General features: G+C 72.8%; 24 protein-coding genes. 16 read left to right on the top strand and 8 right to left on the bottom strand.

Going from position 1 to position 21980, the window contains the following annotated elements; genetic code table 11:
• Positions 1 to 27: 27 nt before the first annotated feature.
• On the bottom strand, positions 28 to 1170 hold the full coding sequence (locus OHA84_RS16965; RefSeq protein WP_053678442.1) for an NADH-quinone oxidoreductase subunit D: 1143 nt from the start codon (positions 1168 to 1170) through the stop codon (positions 28 to 30).
• A gap of 31 nt (positions 1171 to 1201) precedes the next feature.
• Between OHA84_RS16965 and OHA84_RS16960 the strand changes: the two genes are divergently transcribed.
• Complete coding sequence (locus OHA84_RS16960) at positions 1202 to 1693, top strand: PH domain-containing protein (RefSeq protein WP_053678440.1); 492 nt, start codon at positions 1202 to 1204, stop codon at positions 1691 to 1693.
• Positions 1690 to 2994, top strand: a complete 1305-nt coding sequence (locus tag OHA84_RS16955) for a PH domain-containing protein (RefSeq protein WP_266970987.1) — start codon at positions 1690 to 1692, stop codon at positions 2992 to 2994. The genes OHA84_RS16960 and OHA84_RS16955 overlap by 4 nt, the downstream gene beginning before the upstream one ends.
• A 30-nt stretch (positions 2995 to 3024) precedes the next feature.
• On the opposite strand, the gene OHA84_RS16950 is transcribed toward OHA84_RS16955, so the two are convergent.
• Together OHA84_RS16950 and OHA84_RS16945 are read right to left on the bottom strand one after the other, a co-directional pair.
• Positions 3025 to 3693 (bottom strand): response regulator transcription factor, encoded by a 669-nt coding sequence (locus OHA84_RS16950; RefSeq protein WP_053678436.1) that lies wholly within the window; start codon positions 3691 to 3693, stop codon positions 3025 to 3027.
• A 17-nt stretch (positions 3694 to 3710) separates the two neighbouring features.
• Positions 3711 to 4913 carry a sensor histidine kinase gene (locus OHA84_RS16945; RefSeq protein ID WP_053678433.1) on the bottom strand — a complete coding sequence of 401 codons (1203 nt, stop codon included), beginning with the start codon at positions 4911 to 4913 and terminating at the stop codon, positions 3711 to 3713.
• A 107-nt stretch (positions 4914 to 5020) separates the two neighbouring features.
• On the opposite strand from OHA84_RS16945, the gene OHA84_RS16940 reads away from it, so the two are divergent.
• Entirely contained in the window at positions 5021 to 6058 is a 1038-nt protein-coding gene (locus OHA84_RS16940) for an SAM-dependent methyltransferase (protein WP_266970990.1), read from the top strand.
• 35 nt (positions 6059 to 6093) lie between these two features.
• On the opposite strand, the gene OHA84_RS16935 is transcribed toward OHA84_RS16940, so the two are convergent.
• The gene (locus tag OHA84_RS16935) at positions 6094 to 7644 is read right to left on the bottom strand and encodes a M28 family metallopeptidase (protein ID WP_266948029.1); all 1551 of its coding nucleotides are present in this window, start codon (positions 7642 to 7644) and stop codon (positions 6094 to 6096) included.
• 186 nt (positions 7645 to 7830) lie between these two features.
• On the bottom strand, positions 7831 to 8955 hold the full coding sequence (locus OHA84_RS16930; protein ID WP_266948027.1) for a DUF5937 family protein: 1125 nt from the start codon (positions 8953 to 8955) through the stop codon (positions 7831 to 7833).
• Positions 8956 to 9121: 166 nt separating this feature from the next.
• On the opposite strand from OHA84_RS16930, the gene OHA84_RS16925 reads away from it, so the two are divergent.
• Positions 9122 to 9331: a hypothetical protein gene (locus OHA84_RS16925; RefSeq protein WP_053678427.1), complete on the top strand. Its 210-nt coding sequence runs from the start codon at positions 9122 to 9124 to the stop codon at positions 9329 to 9331.
• A gap of 88 nt (positions 9332 to 9419) precedes the next feature.
• Here the strand turns inward: OHA84_RS16925 and OHA84_RS16920 are convergent, their stop codons facing one another.
• Positions 9420 to 10544 (bottom strand): low specificity L-threonine aldolase, encoded by a 1125-nt coding sequence (locus OHA84_RS16920; protein ID WP_053678424.1) that lies wholly within the window; start codon positions 10542 to 10544, stop codon positions 9420 to 9422.
• 97 nt (positions 10545 to 10641) lie between these two features.
• On the opposite strand from OHA84_RS16920, the gene OHA84_RS16915 reads away from it, so the two are divergent.
• The 8 genes from OHA84_RS16915 (at position 10642) to OHA84_RS16880 (ending at position 18909) form a co-directional block, all read left to right on the top strand.
• Positions 10642 to 11586, top strand: coding sequence for a Rossmann-like and DUF2520 domain-containing protein (locus OHA84_RS16915; RefSeq protein ID WP_053678422.1), 945 nt, complete (start codon positions 10642 to 10644; stop codon positions 11584 to 11586).
• The gene (gene panC / locus OHA84_RS16910; protein WP_053678420.1) at positions 11583 to 12578 is read left to right on the top strand and encodes a pantoate--beta-alanine ligase; all 996 of its coding nucleotides are present in this window, start codon (positions 11583 to 11585) and stop codon (positions 12576 to 12578) included. Before OHA84_RS16915 ends, panC begins: the two co-directional genes overlap by 4 nt.
• Positions 12575 to 14305 (top strand): L-aspartate oxidase, encoded by a 1731-nt coding sequence (locus OHA84_RS16905; RefSeq protein WP_266970994.1) that lies wholly within the window; start codon positions 12575 to 12577, stop codon positions 14303 to 14305. Before panC ends, OHA84_RS16905 begins: the two co-directional genes overlap by 4 nt.
• Positions 14306 to 14349: 44 nt before the next feature.
• Positions 14350 to 15303 carry a carboxylating nicotinate-nucleotide diphosphorylase gene (gene nadC, locus OHA84_RS16900; protein ID WP_266974057.1) on the top strand — a complete coding sequence of 318 codons (954 nt, stop codon included), beginning with the start codon at positions 14350 to 14352 and terminating at the stop codon, positions 15301 to 15303.
• 3 nt (positions 15304 to 15306) lie between these two features.
• Positions 15307 to 16116 (top strand): type III pantothenate kinase, encoded by an 810-nt coding sequence (locus OHA84_RS16895; protein WP_053678414.1) that lies wholly within the window; start codon positions 15307 to 15309, stop codon positions 16114 to 16116.
• Between the two features lie 188 nt (positions 16117 to 16304).
• Positions 16305 to 17057: a GntR family transcriptional regulator gene (locus OHA84_RS16890; RefSeq protein ID WP_053678412.1), complete on the top strand. Its 753-nt coding sequence runs from the start codon at positions 16305 to 16307 to the stop codon at positions 17055 to 17057.
• Between the two features lie 98 nt (positions 17058 to 17155).
• A complete protein-coding gene (locus OHA84_RS16885) occupies positions 17156 to 17347 on the top strand; it encodes a DUF397 domain-containing protein (protein WP_053678410.1) in 192 nt (63 codons plus the stop codon).
• A 2-nt stretch (positions 17348 to 17349) separates the two neighbouring features.
• Complete coding sequence (locus OHA84_RS16880; RefSeq protein WP_266970997.1) at positions 17350 to 18909, top strand: serine/threonine-protein kinase; 1560 nt, start codon at positions 17350 to 17352, stop codon at positions 18907 to 18909.
• 55 nt (positions 18910 to 18964) lie between these two features.
• Here the strand turns inward: OHA84_RS16880 and OHA84_RS16875 are convergent, their stop codons facing one another.
• Positions 18965 to 19276, bottom strand: a complete 312-nt coding sequence (locus OHA84_RS16875; RefSeq protein WP_053678406.1) for a transcriptional regulator — start codon at positions 19274 to 19276, stop codon at positions 18965 to 18967.
• Positions 19273 to 19668, bottom strand: a complete 396-nt coding sequence (locus tag OHA84_RS16870) for a hypothetical protein (protein WP_159041386.1) — start codon at positions 19666 to 19668, stop codon at positions 19273 to 19275. The genes OHA84_RS16875 and OHA84_RS16870 overlap by 4 nt, the downstream gene beginning before the upstream one ends.
• Before the next feature lie 149 nt (positions 19669 to 19817).
• Here OHA84_RS16870 and OHA84_RS16865 point away from each other — a divergent pair, with 149 nt between their 5' ends.
• The 4 genes from OHA84_RS16865 to OHA84_RS16850 all read left to right on the top strand — a co-directional run bounded on the left by OHA84_RS16865 (position 19818) and on the right by OHA84_RS16850 (position 21809).
• A complete protein-coding gene (locus OHA84_RS16865) occupies positions 19818 to 20435 on the top strand; it encodes a hypothetical protein (protein WP_078998877.1) in 618 nt (205 codons plus the stop codon).
• A gap of 13 nt (positions 20436 to 20448) precedes the next feature.
• Positions 20449 to 20616, top strand: a complete 168-nt coding sequence (locus OHA84_RS16860; RefSeq protein ID WP_199826512.1) for a hypothetical protein — start codon at positions 20449 to 20451, stop codon at positions 20614 to 20616.
• A gap of 171 nt (positions 20617 to 20787) precedes the next feature.
• A complete protein-coding gene (locus tag OHA84_RS16855) occupies positions 20788 to 21267 on the top strand; it encodes a BlaI/MecI/CopY family transcriptional regulator (protein ID WP_371591399.1) in 480 nt (159 codons plus the stop codon).
• An 11-nt stretch (positions 21268 to 21278) separates the two neighbouring features.
• The gene (locus OHA84_RS16850; protein WP_053678397.1) at positions 21279 to 21809 is read left to right on the top strand and encodes an amino-acid N-acetyltransferase; all 531 of its coding nucleotides are present in this window, start codon (positions 21279 to 21281) and stop codon (positions 21807 to 21809) included.
• Positions 21810 to 21980: the final 171 nt, after the last annotated feature.

The following is a 21980-nucleotide window of genomic DNA, read 5'->3' as shown; positions in this document are numbered from 1 at the left end:
CCCGCCCGGGGACCGTCGCGTTCAGGACTACTTGTCGATGTCGCCGACGACGAAGAACAGCGAACCCAGGATCGCCACCATGTCCGCGACCAACTGCCCGGGCAGCAACACGGCCAGCGCCTGGATGTTGTTGAAGGACGCCGAGCGCAGCTTCAGCCGGTACGGGGTCTTCTCGCCCTTGGACACCAGGTAGTAGCCGTTGATGCCCAGCGGGTTCTCCGTCCAGGCGTACGTGCTCCCCTCGGGCGCCTTCAGCACCTTGGGCAGCCGCTGGTTGATCGGGCCCGGCGCCAGCTCCGCCATCCGGTCCAGGCAGGCGACGGCCAGGTCGAGGGCGTTGTGCGTCTGGTCGAGCAGCACCTCGAAGCGGGCCAGGCAGTCGCCCTCGGTCCGGGTGACCACCTTCAGCACGTCCTGGAGCTCGCCGTACGCCAGGTACGGCTCGTCGCGGCGCAGGTCGAAATCGACGCCGGAGGCGCGGGCGATCGGGCCGGAGACCCCGTAGGCGTGCACGGCCTGCGCCGACAGAACGCCCACGCCGCGGGTGCGGCCGCGGAAGATCTCGTTGCCGTGGACCAGCTTGTCGTAGACGTCCATGCGGGTGCGGACGTCCGCGACGGCGGCGCGGGCCCGGCCCAGCCAGCCGGCGGGGAGGTCCTCCTTGAGGCCGCCGACCCGGTTGAACATGTAGTGCATGCGGCCGCCGGAGATCTCCTCCATGACGGCCTGGAGTTCCTCGCGCTCACGGAACGCGTGGAAGATCGGCGTGATCCCGCCCAGCTCCAGCGGGTACGAGCCGAGGAACATCAGGTGGTTCAGCACCCGGTTCAGCTCGGCCAGCAACGTCCGCATCCACACGGCCCGCTCGGGGACCTCCATCCCCAGCATCCGCTCGACGGCCATGACCACGCCCAGCTCGTTGGAGAACGCGGACAGCCAGTCGTGGCGGTTCGCGAGCATCACGATCTGGCGGTAGTCACGGGCCTCGAAGAGCTTCTCGGCGCCCCGGTGCATGTAGCCGACCACCGGTTCCGCGCTGACGATGCGCTCCCCGTCCAGGACGAGGCGCAGGCGCAGCACGCCGTGCGTGGAGGGGTGCTGCGGACCGATGTTGAGCACCATGTCGGTGCTCTCCGCCGCGCCGCCGATACCGACCGTGGTCTCCGTCATGGCGGCATTCTCTCAGCCCTAGGGTGTATGCATGGGAACCGGGACAACGGGTGGGACGAGCGGACCCGAGTGGGTGGGGCTGCCGGGCGGGCTCCTCACGCTCCGGCGCATGCTGCTGGTGATCTGGATGACGGTGCTCACGGCGCTCACGGCGGTCGTACTGGGCCTCACCGCCGGGCCGGCGTGGGCCGCCGTCGGGGCGCTGTGGCTCGGGGTGCTGGTCTGGGGCTGGGTGCTGCTCGGCCGCAACTGGCGGTCCTGGCGGTACGCCGAGCGCGCCGACGACCTGCTGATCAGCAGGGGCGTCCTGTGGCGGGAGCAGACCGTGGTGCCGTACGGGCGGATGCAGCTGGTCGAGGTGACCTCGGGGCCGCTGGAACGCCGCTTCGGGCTGGCCTCCGTACAGCTGCACACGGCGGCCGCCGCCACCGACGCCAAGATCCCCGGACTGGTCCCGGCCGAGGCCGAACGGCTCCGCGACCGGCTGTCCGCACTCGGCGAGGCGAAGTCGGCCGGGCTGTGAGCGACACCGCGGCGCCGGAACGCCGGCTGCACTTCCTGACCCCGCTGCTGCGGGCGTGGGTGCCGATCGCGGCCACCATCGGCGTCATCGCCCAGCAGGGCGAGCGGGCCGGGGAGTGGATCGCGGACCTGTCCGGGCTGCTGCGGCTCCTGGTCCTGGCCGGGATGGTCCTCGTCTTCGGCGCGTACGGCTTCCTGAGCTGGTGGTTCACCCACTACGCCGTCACCGACGCCGAACTGCGCATCCGCAGCGGCCTGATCTTCCGGCGCACCGCGCACATCCGCCTCGACCGGCTCCAGGCCGTGGACGTCACCCGACCGCTGCTGGCCCGCGTCGCCGGCGTCGCGAAGCTGCGGCTCGACGTCATCGGTACCGCGGACAAGGACGAGCTGGCCTACCTCGCGGAGAAGGACGCCGTCGCGCTGCGCGCCGAACTCCTGGCCCGGGCGGCCGGCTTCGCCCCCGCGGAGGCCGTGACGCTCGGCGAGGCCCCGGAACGCGAACTGCTGCGGGTCCGGCCGAGGGACCTGGTGGTCTCGCTGGTGCTGACCCTCGCCGTCTGGGCCGCCCTGCTCGCCGGGCTGGTCGTGCCGGTCGTCGTGTGGTGGCTCAGCGGAAGCATCTGGGCCACCGCGGCGACCCTGCTGCCGTTCCTCGGCGGGGTCTGGGCCGGCACGGCCGGCCGGTTCCTCACCGAGTACGACTGGACGGTCGCCGAATCCCCCGACGGGCTCCGGATCGACCACGGGCTGCTGGACCGGGCCCACGAGACGGTGCCGCCGGGGCGGGTGCAGACCGTACGGATCGTCGAGCCGCTGCTGTGGCGCCGGCGCGACTGGGTCCGGGTGGAGCTGGCGGTGGCCGGCTCGAAGAACGACGTGCTGGTCCCGGTGGCCTCGCGGGCCGCCGCGTACGAGGTCATCGCGCGGGTCCTGCCCGGCGTGGACCTCGCGGCCCTGTCCTTCAGCCCCGCCCCGAGGGCCGGCTCGCGGTGGGTGGTCCCGGTGTGGTGGAAGGGCTACGGCCTGGCCGTGACCGAGGACGTGTTCGCCGCGCGCAAGGGGCGCCTGTGCCGCCGCACGGAGATCGTCCCGCACGCCAAGGTGCAGAGCGTGCGCCTGACGCAGGGGCCCTGGGAACGCGCCCGCGGCGTGGCCGACCTGCACGTGGACACCGGCGCGAACGCCACCGTCACCGCGCGGCTGCGGCCGTCGGCGGAGGCCGCGGCGCTGCTGCCCGCGCAGGCGGCCCGCTCCCGCACCTCGCGCGCCGCGGCCCGGCCGGACCGCTGGATGACCTGACCGGGCCCCTGTCCGGGTCCGGCCACGGCACTAGAGACCGCCGGCGCGGACCAGCCCCGTCTCGTACGCCAGGACCACGACCTGTACCCGGTCGCGCAGGCCCAGCTTGGTCAGGATGCGGCCCACGTGCGTTTTGACGGTGGCCTCCGAGAGGACCAGCCGCGCCGCGATCTCGCCGTTCGACAGGCCCTGCGCGACCAGCAGCATGACCTCCCGCTCGCGCTCGGTCAGCCGTTCCACGTCCTTGTTCCGCGGCTCCGCCGTCGTGGTCGGCAGCATCGGCGCGAAGCGGTCCAGCAGGCGTCGGGTCGTGGACGGGGCGACGACGGCGTCGCCGCTGTGCACCGAGCGGATCGCGGCCAGGAGTTCCGCCGGCGGGACGTCCTTGAGCATGAAGCCGCTCGCGCCGGCCTTCAGCCCGGAGAACGCGTACTCGTCCAGGTCGAAGGTGGTCAGGATGATGACCTTGGGGTGTTCCTCGGGTTCGCAGATGCGCCGGGTCGCCTCGACCCCGTCGAGCCGCGGCATGCGGACGTCCATCAGCACCACGTCCACCTTGGTGGCCCGCAGCACCTCCAGCGCCTCCAGGCCGTCCCCGGCCTCGGCGACCACGTCCATGTCCGGTTGGGCGGCAAGCACCATTCGGAAGCCGGTGCGCAGCAGCACCTGATCGTCGACCAGCATCACTCGGATGGACATCGGTTACCTCGTCCTCGTCATCTCTTCTTGAGCGGGAGCAGTGCGCTGATCCGGAAGCCGCCGCCGGGACGCGGGCCCGCGTCCAGGGTGCCTCCGACCATACCGATGCGTTCCCGCATGCCGATCAGCCCGTGTCCGGCGCCGTCGGCGCCGCCGTCCTCGTACAGTTCGTGGGCCGCGCCCCGGCCGTCGTCCTCCACGAGCAGGCCCAGCCCGTCGTCGAAGTAGACCAGCCGGACGCTGGCGCTCGCCTCGGGGCCCCCGTGCTTGCGCGTGTTGGTCAGCGCCTCCTGCACGATCCGGTACGCGGTCAGTTCGACCCCGCTCGGCAGCCGGCGGGGGGTGCCCTCGACCTGGAAGTCCACCGTGAGGCCGGCGGCCCGGACCTGCTCGACGAGGACCTCGATCTGTTCCACGTCCGGCTGCGGCACGTAGTCCTCGGACTCCTGCGGTTCGCCGGTGCGCAGCACGCCCAGCAGTCGCCGCATCTCGGCCAGGGCCTGCCGGCCGGTGCCGGAGATGGTCTGGAGGGCCTCCTTGGCCTGTTCCGGTGCCACGTCCATGACGTACGCGGCTCCGTCGGCCTGCACCACCATCACCGACACGTTGTGCGCGACGACGTCGTGCAGCTCGCGGGCGATCCGGGCGCGTTCGGTGGTGACGGCCGCCTTCGCCTGGGCCTCGCGTTCCTTCTCCAGGCGCTGGTTGCGTTCGACGAGCTGGGCGTAGTAGGCCCGGCGGGTGCGCACGGAGTCGCCGAGGACCCAGGCGAGGGCGAAGGGCACGACGGCGAAGAGGGCGCCGATGACGTTGTCGCCGGTCGCGCCCCGGTCCACGTGGAAGCGCAGGAAGTACAGGGGGGACGCGGTCAGCCCGATGCCGAACGCCACCCGGGACAGCCGGCGCGAGACGTCTGCGGAGGCCGCGACCGTGTAGAGGATGATCAGCATCCCGAAGTCGCCGAGGTGTGGATCGGTGCGGGTCACCAGCTGGTAGACGCCGGTGCCGACGGCCAGCCAGAACATGGGCACGGTCCACTTGCGGCGCATGGCCACCACCGCGCTCATCGCCAGCACCGAGGGGACGGCGATCAGACGGGTCGCGGTGCTGCTCAGACCGCTGTTCGTGACTTCCAGCAGAGAGACCCCGAAGAGCAGGGCAGCCCAGAAGCTGTCGACACCCGTCGGGTGTCTGCGGAGGAAGTCGTAGAGGCGCTGCACGTAACCCAGAGTAGGCAAAGCGGATAGGTGCTGGAGTCAACCAGAGGGGCGATCCGTTGAGGGATGAAGTACTCCCGAAGGTGGAGGGTGAGCTTAGCCTTGGGTCGATGAGCACTCAGGGCGAACGCGCGGTTCCGGTTCGTTGGCGGTCCGCGATGGAGGCCGCGCTGTACGGTCCCGACGGTTTCTACACACGTCCCGGCGGCGCCGGCCCCGCGGGGCACTTCCGGACCTCCGTGCACGCCTCGCGGCTGTACGCGGGCGCCGTCGCCCGGCTCCTCCTCACGGTGGACGAGGCCCTCGGGCGCCCCCGGGGGCTGGACCTGGTCGACGTGGGGGCCGGGCGCGGCGAACTGCTCGTCGGGGTGCTGGCCGCCCTGCCCGCGCGGACGGCCGCACGGGTGCGTCCGTACGCGGTCGAGCGCGCGGCCCGGCCCGAGGGGCTCGACCCCCGGATCCACTGGGTCCCCGTACCGCCCGAACGGACGACGGGGCTGTTGTTCGCCAACGAGTGGCTGGACAACGTGCCGCTGGAGATCGCAGAGGACGGGCGCTACGTCACGGTCGCGCCCGACGGCACGGAGAGCCCCGGCGGGCCCCTGGAGGAGGCGGACCGGGCCTGGCTGGAGCGATGGTGGCCGGCCCCGGGCCGGGCCGAGATCGGCCGCTCCCGCGACGAGGCCTGGGCGCAGGCGACCGCGACCCTGGAACGGGGCCTGGCGGTGGCGGTGGACTACGCCCACACCCGGGAGGCCCGGCCCCCGTTCGGCACCCTCACCGGCTTCCGCGCGGGCCGGGAGGTCCCCGCGATCCCGGACGGCGGCTGCGACGTCACCGCCCACGTGGCGCTGGACGCCTGCGCGGGACCGGGCGCGACCCTGCTCACACAGCGCCGGGCCCTGGCGCTCCTCGGGGTCTCGGGCGGCCGGCCGTCCCTGGCCCTGGCCCGGGCGGACCCGGTGGCGTACGTCCGCGCCCTGTCGGCGGCGGGTGAGGCGGCGGAACTCACCGCGCGCGGAGGCCTGGGCGACTTCGGCTGGCTGGTCCAGCCGGTCGGCATCGCCCCCTGGCCGGCGGGGTACGGCGACGAAGCGGCGGGGCACGGCGAAGCGGCGGGGTACGGCGAAGGGGCCGGGACGCCCTGACGGGATCCCGACCCCTCTCTCACTTCGTCCGCTCGCTACCGCTCGGTGTGGTGGTCGTGCCCGGGGCGCAGGCCCCCGCCGTTGCCCGAGCCCGTGCTCGGCTTCGGGGCGACCGGCTGCGACAGCGGGGCCAGGTCGTAGGCGTAGTGGCCGACCGCGTTCGCGATGACGTCGACGTTGATGTCGAGCGCCTTCTGGTCGATGTTGTTGATGTCGTCGCCCTTGCCGTGGTAGTTCACGTCGTAGGCGACCCCGGCCTGGCCGCCGAACTTCGCGGCCTGCTCGGCGGTCTTGATGCCCTCGGCGCCCGTGTCCGTACCGCCGGACGGGATGCCGGCCTCGATGAACGGGCCGTAGTCCGAGCGGCCGGTGAAGTCCGAGCCCTCGTGCGGGATCCGCTGCGCGTCGAGGAAGTCGGTGATGCCCTTCTCCAACTGCGCGGAGCCCTCGGGACCGGGGCCCGAGCCGACCTTGTCCGAGTCGTCGCCGTCGTAGACGAAGTAGGCGGCGTTCGGCGAGGCGATCATGTCGAAGTTCAGGTAGAGCTTGATCTGCTTCTTCTGCGCGTCCGTCAGACCGGCCACGTACGCCTCGGAGCCGAGCAGGCCGAACTCCTCCGCCGACCACCAGGCGAACTTGACCTTGTTCTTGATCTTCGTCTGGCTGCTCGCGAGGCGCTGCGCGACCTGGAGGATGCCGGCCGAGCCGGACCCGTTGTCGTTGATGCCGGGCCCCTCCGAGACCGAGTCCAGGTGCGCGCCCAGGAAGACGGTGTTGTTCTCGTCGCCGCCCCGCGTCTCGGCCACGACGTTGTAGGTCTTGCGGTTCTCGCGCAACTCGCGGATGTCCAGGGTGATCGAGACCGGACCTGCGGCCGCCTCGGCGGCGAGCTTCTCGCCCTCCGCCTGGGTGACGCCGCCCGTCGGGACCTTGCCCGCGTCCGCGGCGCCCAGGGTGCCGTTCAGCGCGCCCTCGGTGTTGTTGTAGATGACGGCGCCGACCGCGCCGGCCGCCGCCGCGTTCGCCTGCTTCACCGCGAAGGTGCAGCCGCCGCGCTTCACCAGGGCGATCTTGCCGGTGAAGGTGCCGGAGGCGAAGTCGGCGGGCTCGCAGCCGTTCGTGCCGTCGGCGTCGACGGGGGCGACGGCGAGCTGCGCCGTGATGCCCTCCTCGGGGCCGCTCGCGGTGTACGTCATCAGGTTGATCGGGACTTCGCGTTCGGCGTCGCCGTTCACGGTGAGCTTTTCCGAGATGGTCTCGACATACACGAAGTCGAACTCGTTCTTCGTGACCTTGTATCCCGCCGCGCGCAGCACGGCTTCGACGTACTGGGCGGATTGCACGTGGCCCTTGGAACCGGCCACCCGGGTGCCCTTGTTGTAGTCGGCGAGCGACTGGAAGACCTTCAGGTGGTTGTTGGCGCCCTTGCCGGTCGCCTCCTTGACCAGCTTCTTGGCCAACGCGTCGCCCTTGGCGGCGTCGCTCTGGGGGCCGGTGGCACCGGCGGGACCGGCGAGGAGCAGTGGGGAGACGAGAGCCACGGCGGCCAGGGCGGCGGTGGCTGCGGCTATACGGCGTGAGGGCATGAAGGTCCTTTCACGACAGGTGCAGGCATACGTGTGGTGTCGCACGGTGCGCGAGGGGGAGTGGTGGTCGCACGTTAAACAGCAACGGGCCACTCTGGCCAGAGTTTTCACTGATTCCGGTTTATGAATTCCGTATATCGGTGAAACTGCGCCGGTGTTAATCGGCCACTGTCCGCCGGTTTCGACCTACCGGAGGATGCCTTCCATGAAGTCCGATCCGAGGCGTGCCACCGCGGTCACGTCCAACTGGTGCTGGGCGTAACGACCCTGACGGTGCGTGTGCAGCAGCCCGGCCTTCTTGAGCACCGACAGATGGCGGGACACCTCGGGGGCGGATATGCCGTAGACCGTGGCCAGTTCGCTGGTCGTGTACGGCCCGCGGGCCAGACTTCGGCACAGCATCATCCGCATCGGGTGCGCCAGTGCCTCCATGCGCCGTCGGAGCAGCTCCACCGAACCGGGCGCGGAGGCCAACTCGGGCGAGCCGAGCGGATAGTGGACCACCGGACGCCACCCCGGGGCGTGCAGGACCAGCAGGTGCGGCCAGCCGAAGTGGGTCGGTATGAAGACCAGTCCCTGCCCCACCCGGGGATCGGTCGCGGTCGCCGAACCGTTGACCATCTTGTCGGCGGTGATCGTGGTCCCGGCCCGGTCCACGCTCAACGCCGACGACACCTCCCGCAGCGCGGCCGGCAACCCCTTGTGGCGCAGCACCTCCGCCTTGTGCCGCGCGTCCGCGGCCTGCCGCGGGCCGATCCGCCGCCAGACCTCGCCGAAGAAGGCCTCTTGGCAGTCCTCCAACAACCGGCGCATCCACACCCGCACGGCGGCGGTGTCGTCCAACAGGCGCAGCGAGAACTGCAACTGGCGGGGCCCGCGCGCGGCGGCCGTGTCCAACGCCTTGGCGCGCGAGGCCGCGTCGTGGAGCGGGGAGGCCACACCGCCCTCGTTGTAGAGGGCCAGCCAGCAGTGCTCCAGGGCGGCGATCACGAACCGCTCGTCGTCCAGCCGGTCGAGTACGTCGAGTTCCTCGGCCAGTGTCCCGGCGGGCAGGCCCGAGCCACCGGGCACCCCGGCGAAGGGCATGAAGACGTCCGAGAACGAACTCCGCCACATGAAGTCGGCCTCCAGCAGCCGATCGGCGAGGGAGGGGTCGAGCCCGGCCCGCGTGGCGTTCGCCCACGACTGGAGCCCGGGGTGGTGGGCGGGCTGGGAGAGCGCGTGCAGGGCCATGCAGAGTTCGGCGAGCGGGGAGGGCGCGAACGCGATCCGCTCCGCGGGGAGCCCGGCGATGTCGATGGTGACGCTCATCGCCCCATTCTGTCCGGCGCGGGTCGGGCAGGCGTTCGCCGGGGGGTGCCCGGGCCGGTGACCGGGGAGCCGACCGTCAGGCCGCTCACCAGCAGGAATCCGGTTCGATTGACGAGGACCGTCAATCGAGCGGACGGGTGCGGCCGAGGGGGTGAGGGTGGACCCCATGAGCGCGATCGAGCAGTACCTCCTCGACACCTACCGGGCGTCCCAGCACGGGACGCCGATGCCGCCGCCGCCCGGCCGCGACGACGTGGCCGTCCTCCGCGAGGCCCGCGACCGGGCCCGCTTCCGCGCGGTCCTCGCCGGCCGCCCCGCCCACCACCGGCTGACCTGGGCCGTGCGCCGGCTCTTCTCCCGGCCCCGATCCTGCTGACCGGGGCCGGCCGGGCGGGCCCAAGGGGCCGGAGGGGCCCGCCCGGCCGGCCGGCCACCGTCCCGCCCGCACCGCCCCGCTCCGCCCGCTACAAGCGGGCCACGAAGTCCGCCACCGCCGCCCCGACATCGGCCCCGGTCCACTCCAGACCCGGCTCCGTGACCTCCAGTTCCGTCATCGACAACCCCGGCGGCCCCTCCGCCGACCAGCGGCGGAACAGCACCGTCCCCGTCTCCTCCGCCTGCCGCAGGCCCGCCTCCGTCAGCCGCTCCGCCTCGTACGGCAGCCACACCTGGAACTGGTGCGTGTGCGGCTCCTCCGGATGGACCCGGAACCACGGCACCCCGGCCTCCGTGAAGCCCTCCCGCAGGGCCCCGGCGACCATCCGCGCCCGCTCCACGTACGAGGGCAGCCGCGGCAGCTCCCGTTCCAGCCCCGCCAGCGCGGACAGCGCCTGCGGGAACTGCCGGAAGATCTGGCCCCCGTACCGGTGCCGCCACACCCGCGCCTCCGCGACCAGCTCCGCGGAACCCGCCAGCGCGGCGCCGCTCAGCCCGCCCAGCGACTTGTAGAACGACACGTACACGGAATCCGCGAGCCCCGCGATCTCCGACAACGGCCGCCCGAAGTGCGTCGTGGACTCCCACAGCCGCGCCCCGTCGAAGTGCACCACCGCGTCCCGCGCCCGGGCCGCGTCCACCAGCGCCGTCAGCTCCTCCCACGAAGGCAGCAGGAACCCCGCGTCCCGCAGCGGCAACTCCAGCATCAGCGTGCCGAAGGGCTCCGCGACCTCCGCGACCTCCTGCGGCGTCGGCTGCCGCGGGTCCCGCGTCGGGTACACCGTCCGCAGGCCCGAGACCACCGACAGCGCCCCGCCCTCCCACAGCTCCGGATGCCCCATCGGGTGCAGCGCCACCACCGGGTTGCCGGTACGTCCCGCCCAGCACCGCAGCGCGATCTGCTGCGCCATCGTCCCCGACGGGAAGAACGCCGCGTCCGCCGTCCCCAGCAGGTCGGCGACCCGCTGCTCCAGCCTGGCCACCACCCCGTCCCCGTACACGTCGGCGGGCTCGTCCGGGTCGCCGGCCGCCGCCTGCGGCAGGGCCGCGAGCAGCTCGCCCACCGTCGGTTCCAGCAGGCTCCGCGAGAGGGTCCGCCCCGCTCCGCGCCACGCCGCGACCAGCCGCTTCGTACGGTCTTCATCAGCAGTCATGCCCCGATCATCGCCGACCGGCCGACACGCCCAGGGGCTAGCATGGCGGCGTATCGTCCGGTACCCCCCGCGGACTGGAACGGAAGGCTTTCCCCGCGTGAACGCACCCCTTCAGACGGAGCCCAGGGATCCGTCGGACCGCCCCGCACGGCTCACCGTCGGCGTCGTCGGCGCCGGCCGGGTCGGCCCCGCGCTGGCCCGCGCCCTCCAGCAGGCCGGACACCGCCCCGTCGCCGTCTCCGGCGTGTCCGAGGCCTCCCGCCGGCGAGCCGCCCGACTGCTGCCCGACGTGCCCGTCGTACCGCCCGCCGAGGTGCTGGAGCGGGCCGAGCTGGTCCTGCTCACCGTCCCCGACGACGCACTGCCCTCCCTGGTCGAGGGCCTCGTCGAGACCGGCGCGATCCGCCCCGGCCGGCTCCTCGTCCACACCTCCGGGCGGTACGGAACCGCCGTGCTGGACCCCGCCCGCCGCGCCGGCGCCCTGCCGCTGGCCCTGCACCCCGTGATGACGTTCACCGGTACCGAGGTCGACGTGCAGCGCCTCGCCGGCTGCTCCTTCGGCGTCACCGCCCCCGACGAGCTGCGGCTCGCCGCCGAGGCCCTGGTCATCGAGATGGGCGGCGAACCCGAGTGGATCGCGGAGGAGAGCCGTCCGCTCTACCACGCGGCCCTCGCCCTCGGCGCGAACCACCTGGTCACCCTGGTCGCCCAGTCGATGGAACTGCTGCGCACGGCCGGCGTCGAACACCCGGACCGGATGCTCGGCCCGCTCCTCGGCGCCGCCCTGGACAACGCCCTGCGCTCCGGCGACGCGGCCCTCACCGGCCCCGTCGCCCGCGGCGACGCCGGCACCGTCGCCGCCCACGTCCTCGAACTGCGCAGGCACGCCCCCGGCGCCGTCGCCGGCTACCTGGCGATGGCCCGCACCACCGCCGACCGGGCCCTCGCGCACGGCCTGCTCAAGCCCGAACTCGCCGAGGACCTGCTGGGCGTGCTCGCCGACGGCGGCGACGGCGTCGGCCCGGAAGGCGAACGCCGATGACCGACCCCCTGCTCCTGAACACCGCCGGGGAACTGCACGGCCTCGCCCGCCCCGGCCGCCGCGCCGTCGTCATGACCATGGGCGCCCTGCACGACGGCCACGCCTCCCTGATCCGCACGGCCCGCGACCTCGCCGGCGCCGACGGCCAGGTCGTCGTCACCGTCTTCGTGAACCCCCTCCAGTTCGGGGCGAACGAGGACCTCGACCGCTACCCCCGCACCCTCGACGCCGACCTGCGCATCGCCGCCGGCGCCGGCGCCGACGCGGTGTTCGCCCCGGCCGCGGACGAGGTCTACCCCGGCGGCGACCCCCAGGTCCGGATCACCGCCGGCCCCATGGGCGGCCGCCTCGAAGGCGCCACCCGCCCCGGCCACTTCGACGGCATGCTGACCGTCGTCGCGAAACTGCTCCACCTCACCCGCCCCGACCTGGCCCTCTTCGGCCAGAAGGACGCCCAGCAACTGGCCCTGATCCGGCGCATGGTGACCGACCTGAACTTCCCCGTCGAGGTGGTCGGCGTACCCACCGCCCGCGAGGACGACGGCCTCGCGCTGTCCTCCCGCAACCGCTACCTCTCCCCGGCGGAACGCCGCACGGCCCTCGCCCTGTCCCGCGCCCTGTTCGCGGGCCGCGACCGCCTCGCCGCCCAGGCCGCGCTGCGCGCCCGCGCCGAGGCCTCCCCGGCGAGCGACGAACGCGCCACCGCCCTGGCCCGGCTCGGCGAGATCCGCGCCTCGGCGGACGCGCACGCCGTCTCCGCGGCCGGCTCCGGCCTGCCCGACGCCGTACGATCCGCCGCCCGGCACGTCCTGGAGGACGCGGGTCGGCACGATCCGCCGCTGGCCCTGGACTACCTGGCGCTGGTCGACCCCCGGGACTTCACCGACATCGGCCCCGGGTTCACGGGACGGGCCGTGTTGGCCGTCGCCGCCAAGGTGGGCGCGACCCGGCTGATCGACAACATTCCATTGGAGTTCGGAGCACACTCGTGAGCACTGGCAGAAGTGCCGCCGGCACCGGCATACGGCTGTACGCCCCCGCCCCCGGCTGGTCCCTCGACGCGGACGTCGTCGTCGTCGGCTCGGGCGTGGCGGGCCTGACGGTGGCGCTGCGCTGCGCCGCCGCCGGCCGCCGCACGGTCGTGGTCACCAAGGCCCGGCTCGACGACGGATCCACCCGCTGGGCCCAGGGCGGCATCGCCGCCGCCCTCGGCGACGGGGACACCCCCGAGCAGCACCTGGACGACACCCTGGTGGCCGGCGCGGGCCTGTGTGACGAGGCCGCCGTCCGGCTGCTGGTCACCGAGGGGCCGGACGCCGTACGACGCCTCATCTCGACCGGCGCCGTCTTCGACACCTCGGCCGAGACCGGGGAGATAGAGCTGACGCGGGAGGGCGGCCACCACCGCCGCCGGATCGCGCACGCCGGCGGCGACGCCACCGGCGCCGAGATCTCCCGGGCCCTCGTGGAGGCCGTCCAGGACGCCGGCATCGAGACCGTCGAGAACGCGCTCGTCCTGGACCTGCTCCAGGACGCCGACGGCCGCACCGCGGGCGTCACCCTGCACGTCATGGGCGAGGGCCAGCACGACGGCGTGGGCGCCGTCCACGCCCCCGCGGTGATCCTCGCGACCGGCGGCATGGGCCAGGTCTTCTCGGCCACCACCAACCCGTCCGTCTCCACGGGCGACGGGGTGGCCCTCGCGCTGCGTGCCGGCGCCGAGGTCTCCGACCTCGAATTCGTCCAGTTCCACCCGACGGTGCTGTTCCTCGGTGCCGACGCCGAGGGACAGCAGCCGCTGGTCTCCGAGGCCGTCCGCGGCGAGGGCGCCCACCTCGTCGACGCGGACGGCGTGCGCTTCATGGTCGGACAGCACGAACTGGCCGAGCTCGCCCCCCGCGACATCGTCGCCAAGGGCATCACGCGCCGCATGCAGGAACAGGGCACCCGGCACATGTACCTGGACGCCCGGCACTTCGGCGCCGAGATGTGGGAGCAGCGCTTCCCCACGATCCTCGCCGCCTGCCGTTCCCACGGCATCGACCCGGTCACCGAGCCCATCCCGGTCGCTCCCGCCGCCCACTACGCGTCGGGCGGCGTCCGCACCGACCTGCACGGCCGCACCACGGTGCCCGGCCTGTACGCCTGCGGCGAGGTCGCCTGTACCGGCGTGCACGGCGCCAACCGGCTGGCGTCCAACTCCCTGCTGGAGGGCCTGGTCTTCGCCGAGCGGATCGCGGACGACATCGCCCGCCGGTCGCTCACGGGCAGCGGCCCCGGCATCCCCGTGTCGGCCACCGGCCCGCTCCAGCCCGCCGAGGCCCGGTACGAGATCCAGCGCATCATGACGGACGGCGCGGGCGTGCTGCGCTCCGCGGAGTCCCTGGCCACGGCCGCCGCCGCCCTCGAAGACCTGTACGCCGCGGCCCTGAACAACCTCGAAGCGCACGGCAAGACCGCCGAACCGGGCGTGGACACCTGGGAGGCCACGAACCTCCTGTGCGTGGCCCGGGTCCTGGTCGCCGCCGGCCGGCGCCGCGAGGAGACCCGCGGCTGCCACTGGCGCGAGGACCACTCCGACCGCGACGACGCCCACTGGCGCCGCCACCTGGTCGTGCGACTGTCCGCGACCGAGAAGCGGGCGCTGGTCGTCACCCCCACCGACTCGGCGGACTTCCCGCCCGTTTCCCACCCCCTCAGCCAGGAGCAGCAAGCGTGAGCACGCACCAGCACGAAGACACCGACCGCACCGCGCACGACGAACTGCCCCTCCTGGGGCAGGCCGAGGGCGGCTGTGGCGACGACTGCGCCTGCGGTGACGGCGAGGAGTCCGGCCTGGACCCGGCGCTCGCCGAGCTCCTCGCGGACGCCGGCCTGGACCCGATCGAGGTCGAGGACATCGCGCACATGGCGCTGTCCGAGGACCTCGACGGCGGGGTCGACGTCACCACCGTCGCCACCGTGCCCGAGGAAGCCGAGGCCGTCGCGGACTTCATCGCCCGCGAGGACGGCGTCGTGGCCGGCCTGCGCATCGCCGAGGCCGTGTTCTCGGTGGTCTGCACCGAGGCGTTCGAGGTCGAGCGGCACGCCGAGGACGGGGACACCGTCAAGGCGGGCGAGGTGCTGCTGTCCGTCCGCGCCCGTACCCGCGACCTGCTCACGGCCGAGCGCAGCGCCCTGAACATCCTGTGCCGGCTGTCGGGCATCGCGACCGCCACCCGCCGCTGGGCCGACGTCCTGGACGGCACGTCCGCGAAGGTCCGCGACACCCGCAAGACCACTCCCGGCCTGCGCGCGCTGGAGAAGTACGCGGTCCGCTGCGGCGGCGGCGTCAACCACCGCATGTCGCTGTCGGACGCGGCGCTGGTCAAGGACAACCACGTGGTCGCGGCGGGCGGCGTCGCCCAGGCGTTCACGGCCGTCCGCGAGGCCTTCCCCGACGTCCCGATCGAGGTCGAGGTCGACACCCTCGCGCAGATCGGCGAGGTCCTGGACGCGGGCGCCGACCTGATCCTGCTGGACAACTTCACCGTCGAGCAGACCGCCGAGGCCGTCGCGCTGGTCGCCGGCCGCGCCGTCCTGGAGTCCTCCGGCCGGCTGACCCTGGACACCGCCCGCGCCTACGCCGAGACCGGCGTGGACTACCTCGCGGTCGGCGGGCTCACCCACTCCTCGCCGATCCTGGACATCGGCCTCGACCTCCACGAGGCGGTGTAACCGATGCTCCTCACCATCGACGTGGGCAACACCCACACGGTGCTGGGCCTGTTCGACGGTGACGAGATCGTCGAGCACTGGCGCATCTCCACCGACCCGCGCAGGACGGCCGACGAGATGGCCGTCCTCATGCAGGGTCTGATGGGCATGCACCCGATGCTCGGCACCGAGCTGGGCGACGGCATCCACGGCATCGCGATCTGTTCGACGGTCCCCTCGGTGCTGCACGAGCTGCGCGAGGTCACCCGCCGCTACTACGGCGACGTGCCGGCCGTGCTGGTCGAGCCCGGCATCAAGACGGGCGTGCCGATCCTCATGGACAACCCGAAGGAGGTCGGCGCGGACCGCATCATCAACGCGGTCGCGGCCGTCGAGCTCTACGGCGGACCGGCGATCGTCGTCGACTTCGGCACGGCCACCACCTTCGACGCGGTGTCCGCGAAGGGCGAGTACGTCGGCGGGGTGATCTCCCCGGGCATCGAGATCTCGATGGAGGCCCTCGGCGTGCGCGGCGCCCAGCTCCGCAAGATCGAGCTGGCCCGCCCGCGCAACGTCATCGGCAAGTCCACGGTCGAGGCGATGCAGTCGGGCGTGGTCTACGGGTTCGCCGGCCAGGTCGACGGGATCGTGAACCGGATGGCCAAGGAGCTCGCCGGCCCCACCGGCGACCCGGACGACGTCCGCGTGATCGCCACCGGTGGCCTGGCGCCGATCGTCCTCGGCGAGGCCTCGGTGATCGACGACCACGAGCCGTGGCTGACGTTGATCGGACTGCGGCTGGTCTACGAGCGCAACGCGCCCAACTTCGAGTGACGCCGCGGCGCGACGAGGCGTGACACGAGGCCCCCGCCCACCCGGCGGGGGCCTTCCGTTTCGTCTCGCGCCGTCTCGCGTCGCGTCGGCGGTTCACCGGCCGTCAGGCTGACGCGTCGGGTTCGACCTGATGCCTTAGCTTTGTCGGCGTCGGACGCACGTGTTTGCGACGCTCCAGGATGGTCCAAATGCCCCGTGAATCACCGTACTTGCTGGTGGTCGACGCCCTTCGGGCCCGCATCGAGGCGGGCGAGTGGGAGGTCGGCGACAAGCTTCCCTCCCGGTCGCGGTTCGCCGCCGAGTACTCCGTCGGACAGAGCGTCACCCAACGCGCCCTGGAACGACTGATCATCGAGGGCCTCCTCGAAGGCCGCGCCGGTTCCGGGACGTTCGTGCGCACCCCGCGCCGGCGGATGCGCATGGTGCGCACCCGCCGCCGCGTGCCGAACTCGGGCAACGCCTTCCGCGCCGAGGCCCTCGAACACGGCTTCGCGGCCTCCTGGGACGCCCGGACCGTCGCCCACACCCCGGCCCCCGAACACATCGCGGCCCGCCTCGCCATCGCCCCCGGCGACCCGTGCGTGATGACCCGCTACGAGTTCATGGCCGACGGCAGCCCCGCCGAACTGTCCCAGTCCTGGGAGCCGATGGCCCTCACCGCCGACACCCCGGTCGTCCTGCCGGAGGACGGGGAGCTGCGCGGGGCCGGCGTGGTCGCGCGCATGCGGTCCATCGGCATCACGGTCGCCTCGGTGCTGGAGATACCGCGCCCGTCCCGCGCCAACCAGGCGCAGGCCAACCTGCTGGGCATCAGCGTCGGCTCGCTCATCACCGAGATCGAGCGCACGTACCTGGACTCGGACGGCCGCCCGGTGGAGACCGCGGACCTGGTCATCCCCGATTCCCGGTACGAGATCGCGTACGCGTTTCCGATCGAGTGAGCGGGAACTTCCACGGAAATGGCCGAAGTGTGCCCCCGCGGGGGTTACGGTCGGCCCACGACAGGCACCGTGACCCCGTTTCCGCCGGAGGAGACACCATGACCACGACCGCTCGCCCCACCTGGCAGAAGTCGTCCCACTGCGACGACGGCGTCAACTGCGTGTACGTGTCCGCCGCGCCCGGCACCCTGGTCCGGGTGGCCGACCGCTCGGACCCCGCCCACCTCGTGATGGCCACGACGCACGCCGCCTGGGCCGCGTTCCTGGACGCCGTCAAGGCGGACGGGTAGGCATGAACGGGACGATCCTGGCCGGCCGCTACGCGCTGGGCGACCGCATCGGCGCGGGCGGCATGGGGGAGGTGTGGCGGGCCCGGGACCTCGAATTGGGCCGGGCCGTCGCCGTGAAGGTCATCGCCCGGCCCGGAGACGACAAGCTCGCGTTACGGCTGCGCGCCGAGGCCCGGGCGGCCGCGGCGCTGTCGGACCCCCACGTGGTGTCCGTCCACGACGTCGGCGAGACCGTCGTCGACCACCGGACCGTGGTCTACCTGGTCATGGAACTCGTCGACGGGCGCCCGCTCGGCACCGCCACCGGCCGGGCCCCGATCGAGGACGTGGTGCGCTGGGGCACGCAGATATGCGAGGGGCTCCAGGCGGCCCACGGCGCGGGCGTCGTCCACCGCGACATCAAGCCCGGCAACGTGCTGCTCACCACCCGGGGCCGGATCAAGATCTGCGACTTCGGGATCGCCCGGCAGAGCGGCATGCAGGGACTGACCACGACCGGCCTGGCGATCGGCACACCCGCCTACATGTCGCCGGAACAGGCGCGCGGCGACGCGGTGGACGGCCGCACCGACATCTACAGCCTGGGCTGTCTCCTGTACGAACTGCTCGCCGGCGAGCTGCCGTTCACCGGATCCCCCTGGGAGGTCCTCGCCCAGCACGCGCAACGCGCACCCGACTCCCTGCGGGTCCGCCGCCCCGAGATCCCCCGGGCCCTGGACCTGCTGGTCCTGAGCCTGTTGAGCAAGGACGCCGCGGACCGCCCCGACTCGGCGGCGCGGACCGCCGAACTGCTGCGCGCCGCCGTCGCGCCGCCGACCCGGCCGGTGCCCGAGCAGGGCGCCCGCACCAAGGCGCCGTCCTGGCAGCCGCGCCCCCCGGTGACGACCCGGACCGCGGCGGAGGCCCCCGCGGTCGCCGCCCCGTCGAAGGCCGAACCGCAGCCGAAGGCCGAACCGCGGTCGAAGGGCAGCCCCGCTTCCGGGCGCGCGCCGGGCAAGTCGGTCGTGGTCTCCCCGGGGTCCGCCTGGGCGGGCACGCTCCTGCCCGGATTGGCGGCCGGCGGCCAGTTGTTCGGCTTCGGGGCCCTGTCCGGGTTCTGGGCCGTCGCCGCGGCCTTGGGCGTCACGCTCGTCGCCTGGTTCAGCAAGGAGATCCAAACGGACGAGGCGGACCCGCTCACCCTCGTCTACATCCTCCTCGCGCCGGCCGTCGGCCTGGCGGTGCTGCTGACGTTGCTGTTCGCCACCCCGGTGACCTGGTGGAAGGCGATCCTGGTCGGCCTCGCCACGGCGCCGGTGCTCTGGATCGTCGGCCACTGGCAGCACAGGGCGATCCGCGCCGTCTCGCGGGCCAAGGAGGCCGCCTTCCTCGCCAACGACACGGGGCAGATCGCCGGCGTGTTCGCCGCCTGGCTGACGGCCGCCCGGACACCGGTCCCGGCCCTGGGCGCGGTCGCGATCGGCGTCGGGGTCTGGATCGGAGCCGGACTGCTCATCGGCATGCTCCTGCCCCCGCTCGCCGCCGCCCCCGGCCGCCGCCAGGGGGCTGCCCCGGGCCGCTGAGCGGTCCGCGGCGGCCCGGATCGGGCCGCCGGCTCCGACGGCCCGGGAGCATCGCCTACGGACCCGCGATGGCCCGCAGGGCGTCCAGGTGGCGCCGGTAGACGGTCCGGCCGCTCGGGGTCAGCGAGAGCCAGGTCCGCGGGCGGCGGGCCACCCGGCCCTTGGCCACGGCCACCAGGCCCGCCTCCTCCAGCGCCGCCACCTGCTTGGACAGCACCGAGTCGGACACCTCCACGAGGTCCCGCACGAAGCCGAACTCGGCCTTGTCCACCGCGGCCAGCGCCGCCACCACCGACAGCCGCACCGGCGCGTTCAACAGCGGCGCGAGCCCGTGCCGGGGGTGGGCGCCCTCCTTCTCCGTGCTCATGCGGCCCGCCTCTCGGTCACCGCGCCCACGACGGCCGGCAGCGCGCACGCCACCGCGGCCACGACCGTGAACGCCAGGTTGTCCCGGAAGACCTCGGTGCCCAGGACCACCGTCGCCGCGAACACCACGGACCAGGTCCCGATGACCAGTCCGTGCTTGAGGCCGAACCCGCGCCGTACCACCCGCTGCCGCGCCGCGTACACGCTCATCCCGCCCACGAGCAGCATGTTGGCCGTCGCGAAGACGACGGCCTGGGCGGCCCCGTGCCAGAGCAGGGACACCGGTACGAGGACCAGTTGCCCCGCCCCGAAAGCCCACAGGTAGCGCGCGTACCAGCCGCTGTTCAGCAGCGCCGCCCTCTCCATCCGTTTGGCCTCGGTGTACTCGCTCACGGTGTCCCCCTCGTGGTCGGCGCGGCCGGGCGGCCACCACCTGCTTTCCAGAGTGACGCGCACTTTCCACTTTGGCAAGTGCCGATCCCGCCGCGCCGTAGCCGCCCCAATTAAGGGGATTTAGTCCGATTAGCGCGTATCTTCGGCCCATGCCCACGCCCTACGGATCCCGCGGCGGCATGGCGTTCAGTGCTGCCGAGCTGCACGTGCTCAGGCGCTCGCTCGCCCACGCCCTCCAGTCCTCCACGGCCCCGCTCCCGGCCGTCGAGGTCCAGGCCTGCCTTCGCCTCGCGGCGTCGGTGGACGACGCGGTCGCCGAGGCGGAGAGGCTCAGAGACTTCCTCCTCGCCGACCTCGCCCGCTACAGAGGCGCCCTGCCCGGCAGCCTCTCCGGCTACCTGGAGCTGCTGCAGGACGCCCTGGCCGCCGGCTACGAGCCGGTACCCGACGACCTCGCGGCCCTGCGGGCCCTGCGCGCCAACCCGGTCGCCGCCGCCGTGCTGGAGCGGGCCCAGGCGGTCGCGGAGCGCTCCGTACGCCGCCGGCTGCGGACGGCGCCCGCCCCCCGCACCCGACTGCTGGCCCTCGCCGGCGGACGCGAGGACGAACGGGGCGGCGAGCCGAAGCCCGCACCCGCCCCGGCCCCCGAGGAGGAGCCGCGCCCCGGGCGCGAGCGCCCCATTCCGACCCCCGGGGAGGTCTTCCCGCCCCGCCGGAAGCCCGCCGCGCCGGGCCGGCCCCCGGCGGACGGCCGCGCCGCCGGGTAGCTAGGCTGGGGGCATGGACTACGTTTCCGCGCTCGTGCCCCCCATCGTGATGGCCGCGTTCTTCATCGCTCTCGTCGTGACGATCGTGAAGAGCCAGGGCGGTGCCAACAAGGCGAAGGAGGACGCGGCCGTGGACGCCGTGCTCGCCTCCGCCGAGGCCGCCCGACAGCCCGGGAAGTAACCCCGGGCGAAAGTCTCGGGGACGGGCGTACGGCCTGCGGGCCGTGCGCCCCATTTTGTTGCCCGGCACCGGCTCGTCGCGCGTTGCCGGCCGAATGGTCGGGCAATTCCGCACAACCCGCACTATCGTGCTGTTGTGCCTCGCCCCTTGGGAGAACTCGAAGACGCAGTGATGACACGGGTGTGGCAGTGGAACCGCCCGGTCACCGTTCGGGAAGTCCTGGAAGACCTCCAGCAGGAACGGTCCATCGCGTACACCACGGTCATGACCGTTATGGACAATCTCCATCAGAAGGGCTGGGTCCGCCGGGAAGCCGAAGGCCGCGCCTATCGATATACCGCGGTCTCCACCCGGCCCGCCTACTCGGCCGCACTGATGAACGAGGCATGGGCCACCAGCGACAACCCGGCGGCCGCTCTCGTGGCCTTCTTCGGCATGATGTCGGCGGAACAGCGCGAAGCCCTCCGCGACGCCGTACGCATCGTCGGTCACGACGGCGAGGCCACCGCCCCCGAACCCCGGGAAGCCCCGGAAGAGCCGGTACCCGCGGAAGAGCCGGTACCCGAAGAAGACGCGAAGCCCGGGGAAGCCCCGGAAGACCCGCGACCCGAAGAGGACTCCGGCGAGCGCGGGACCGAGCCGGGGCGATAGCGTCCCCCCGCATGGGAGAGTTTTCCGCCGCAGAAGCAAATACCGTGACGATCCGCCGCGCACGCACCCGCGATGTTCCCGCGCTGCGACGCCTGCTCGACCAGTACGTGCAGCAACGGATCCTGCTCGACAAAGCCCCCGTCGTCCTTTACGAGGACATCCAGGAGTTCTGGGTCGCGGAACGCGTCGGTGACGGTCAGGTGGTGGGCTGTGGCGCTCTGCACGTGATGTGGGAAGACCTTGCGGAAGTGCGCACTCTCGCGGTGGATCGCGAGTTGAAGGGCGCCGGTGTCGGACATCGGGTACTGGCCAAGTTGTTGGAGACGGCCCGTCTGCTCGGCGTGAGCCGGGTTTTCTGCCTCACCTTCGAAGTGGACTTCTTCGCGAACCACGGCTTCGTCGAGATCGGCGCGACCGCGGTCGAGCCCGATGTCTACATGGAGCTCCTGCGTTCCTATGACGAGGGCGTCGCCGAGTTCCTCGGTCTCGAACGAGTGAAGCCGAACACCTTGGGCAACAGTCGGATGCTTCTGCACCTCTGATCGATGACGGATCGATCTCAGCCGCTTTTACGGGGCTCCGCCCGCCTGTGGCCTATGTCCGAATCGCGTACGTTTCCCGCCCTGTTGACGTCCTGAACCTCTCGGCGGGGGTTTGTGTTTTCCAGGCAAAAGCGGTTTCCTTTCCGCGTACTGCATTTTCGATGAAAGGAA

The sequence above is a fragment of the Streptomyces sp. NBC_00513 genome, from assembly GCF_041431415.1.
In the GTDB taxonomy this organism is placed as follows: domain Bacteria; phylum Actinomycetota; class Actinomycetes; order Streptomycetales; family Streptomycetaceae; genus Streptomyces.
This window is presented reverse-complemented; position numbering and strand designations above follow the sequence as displayed.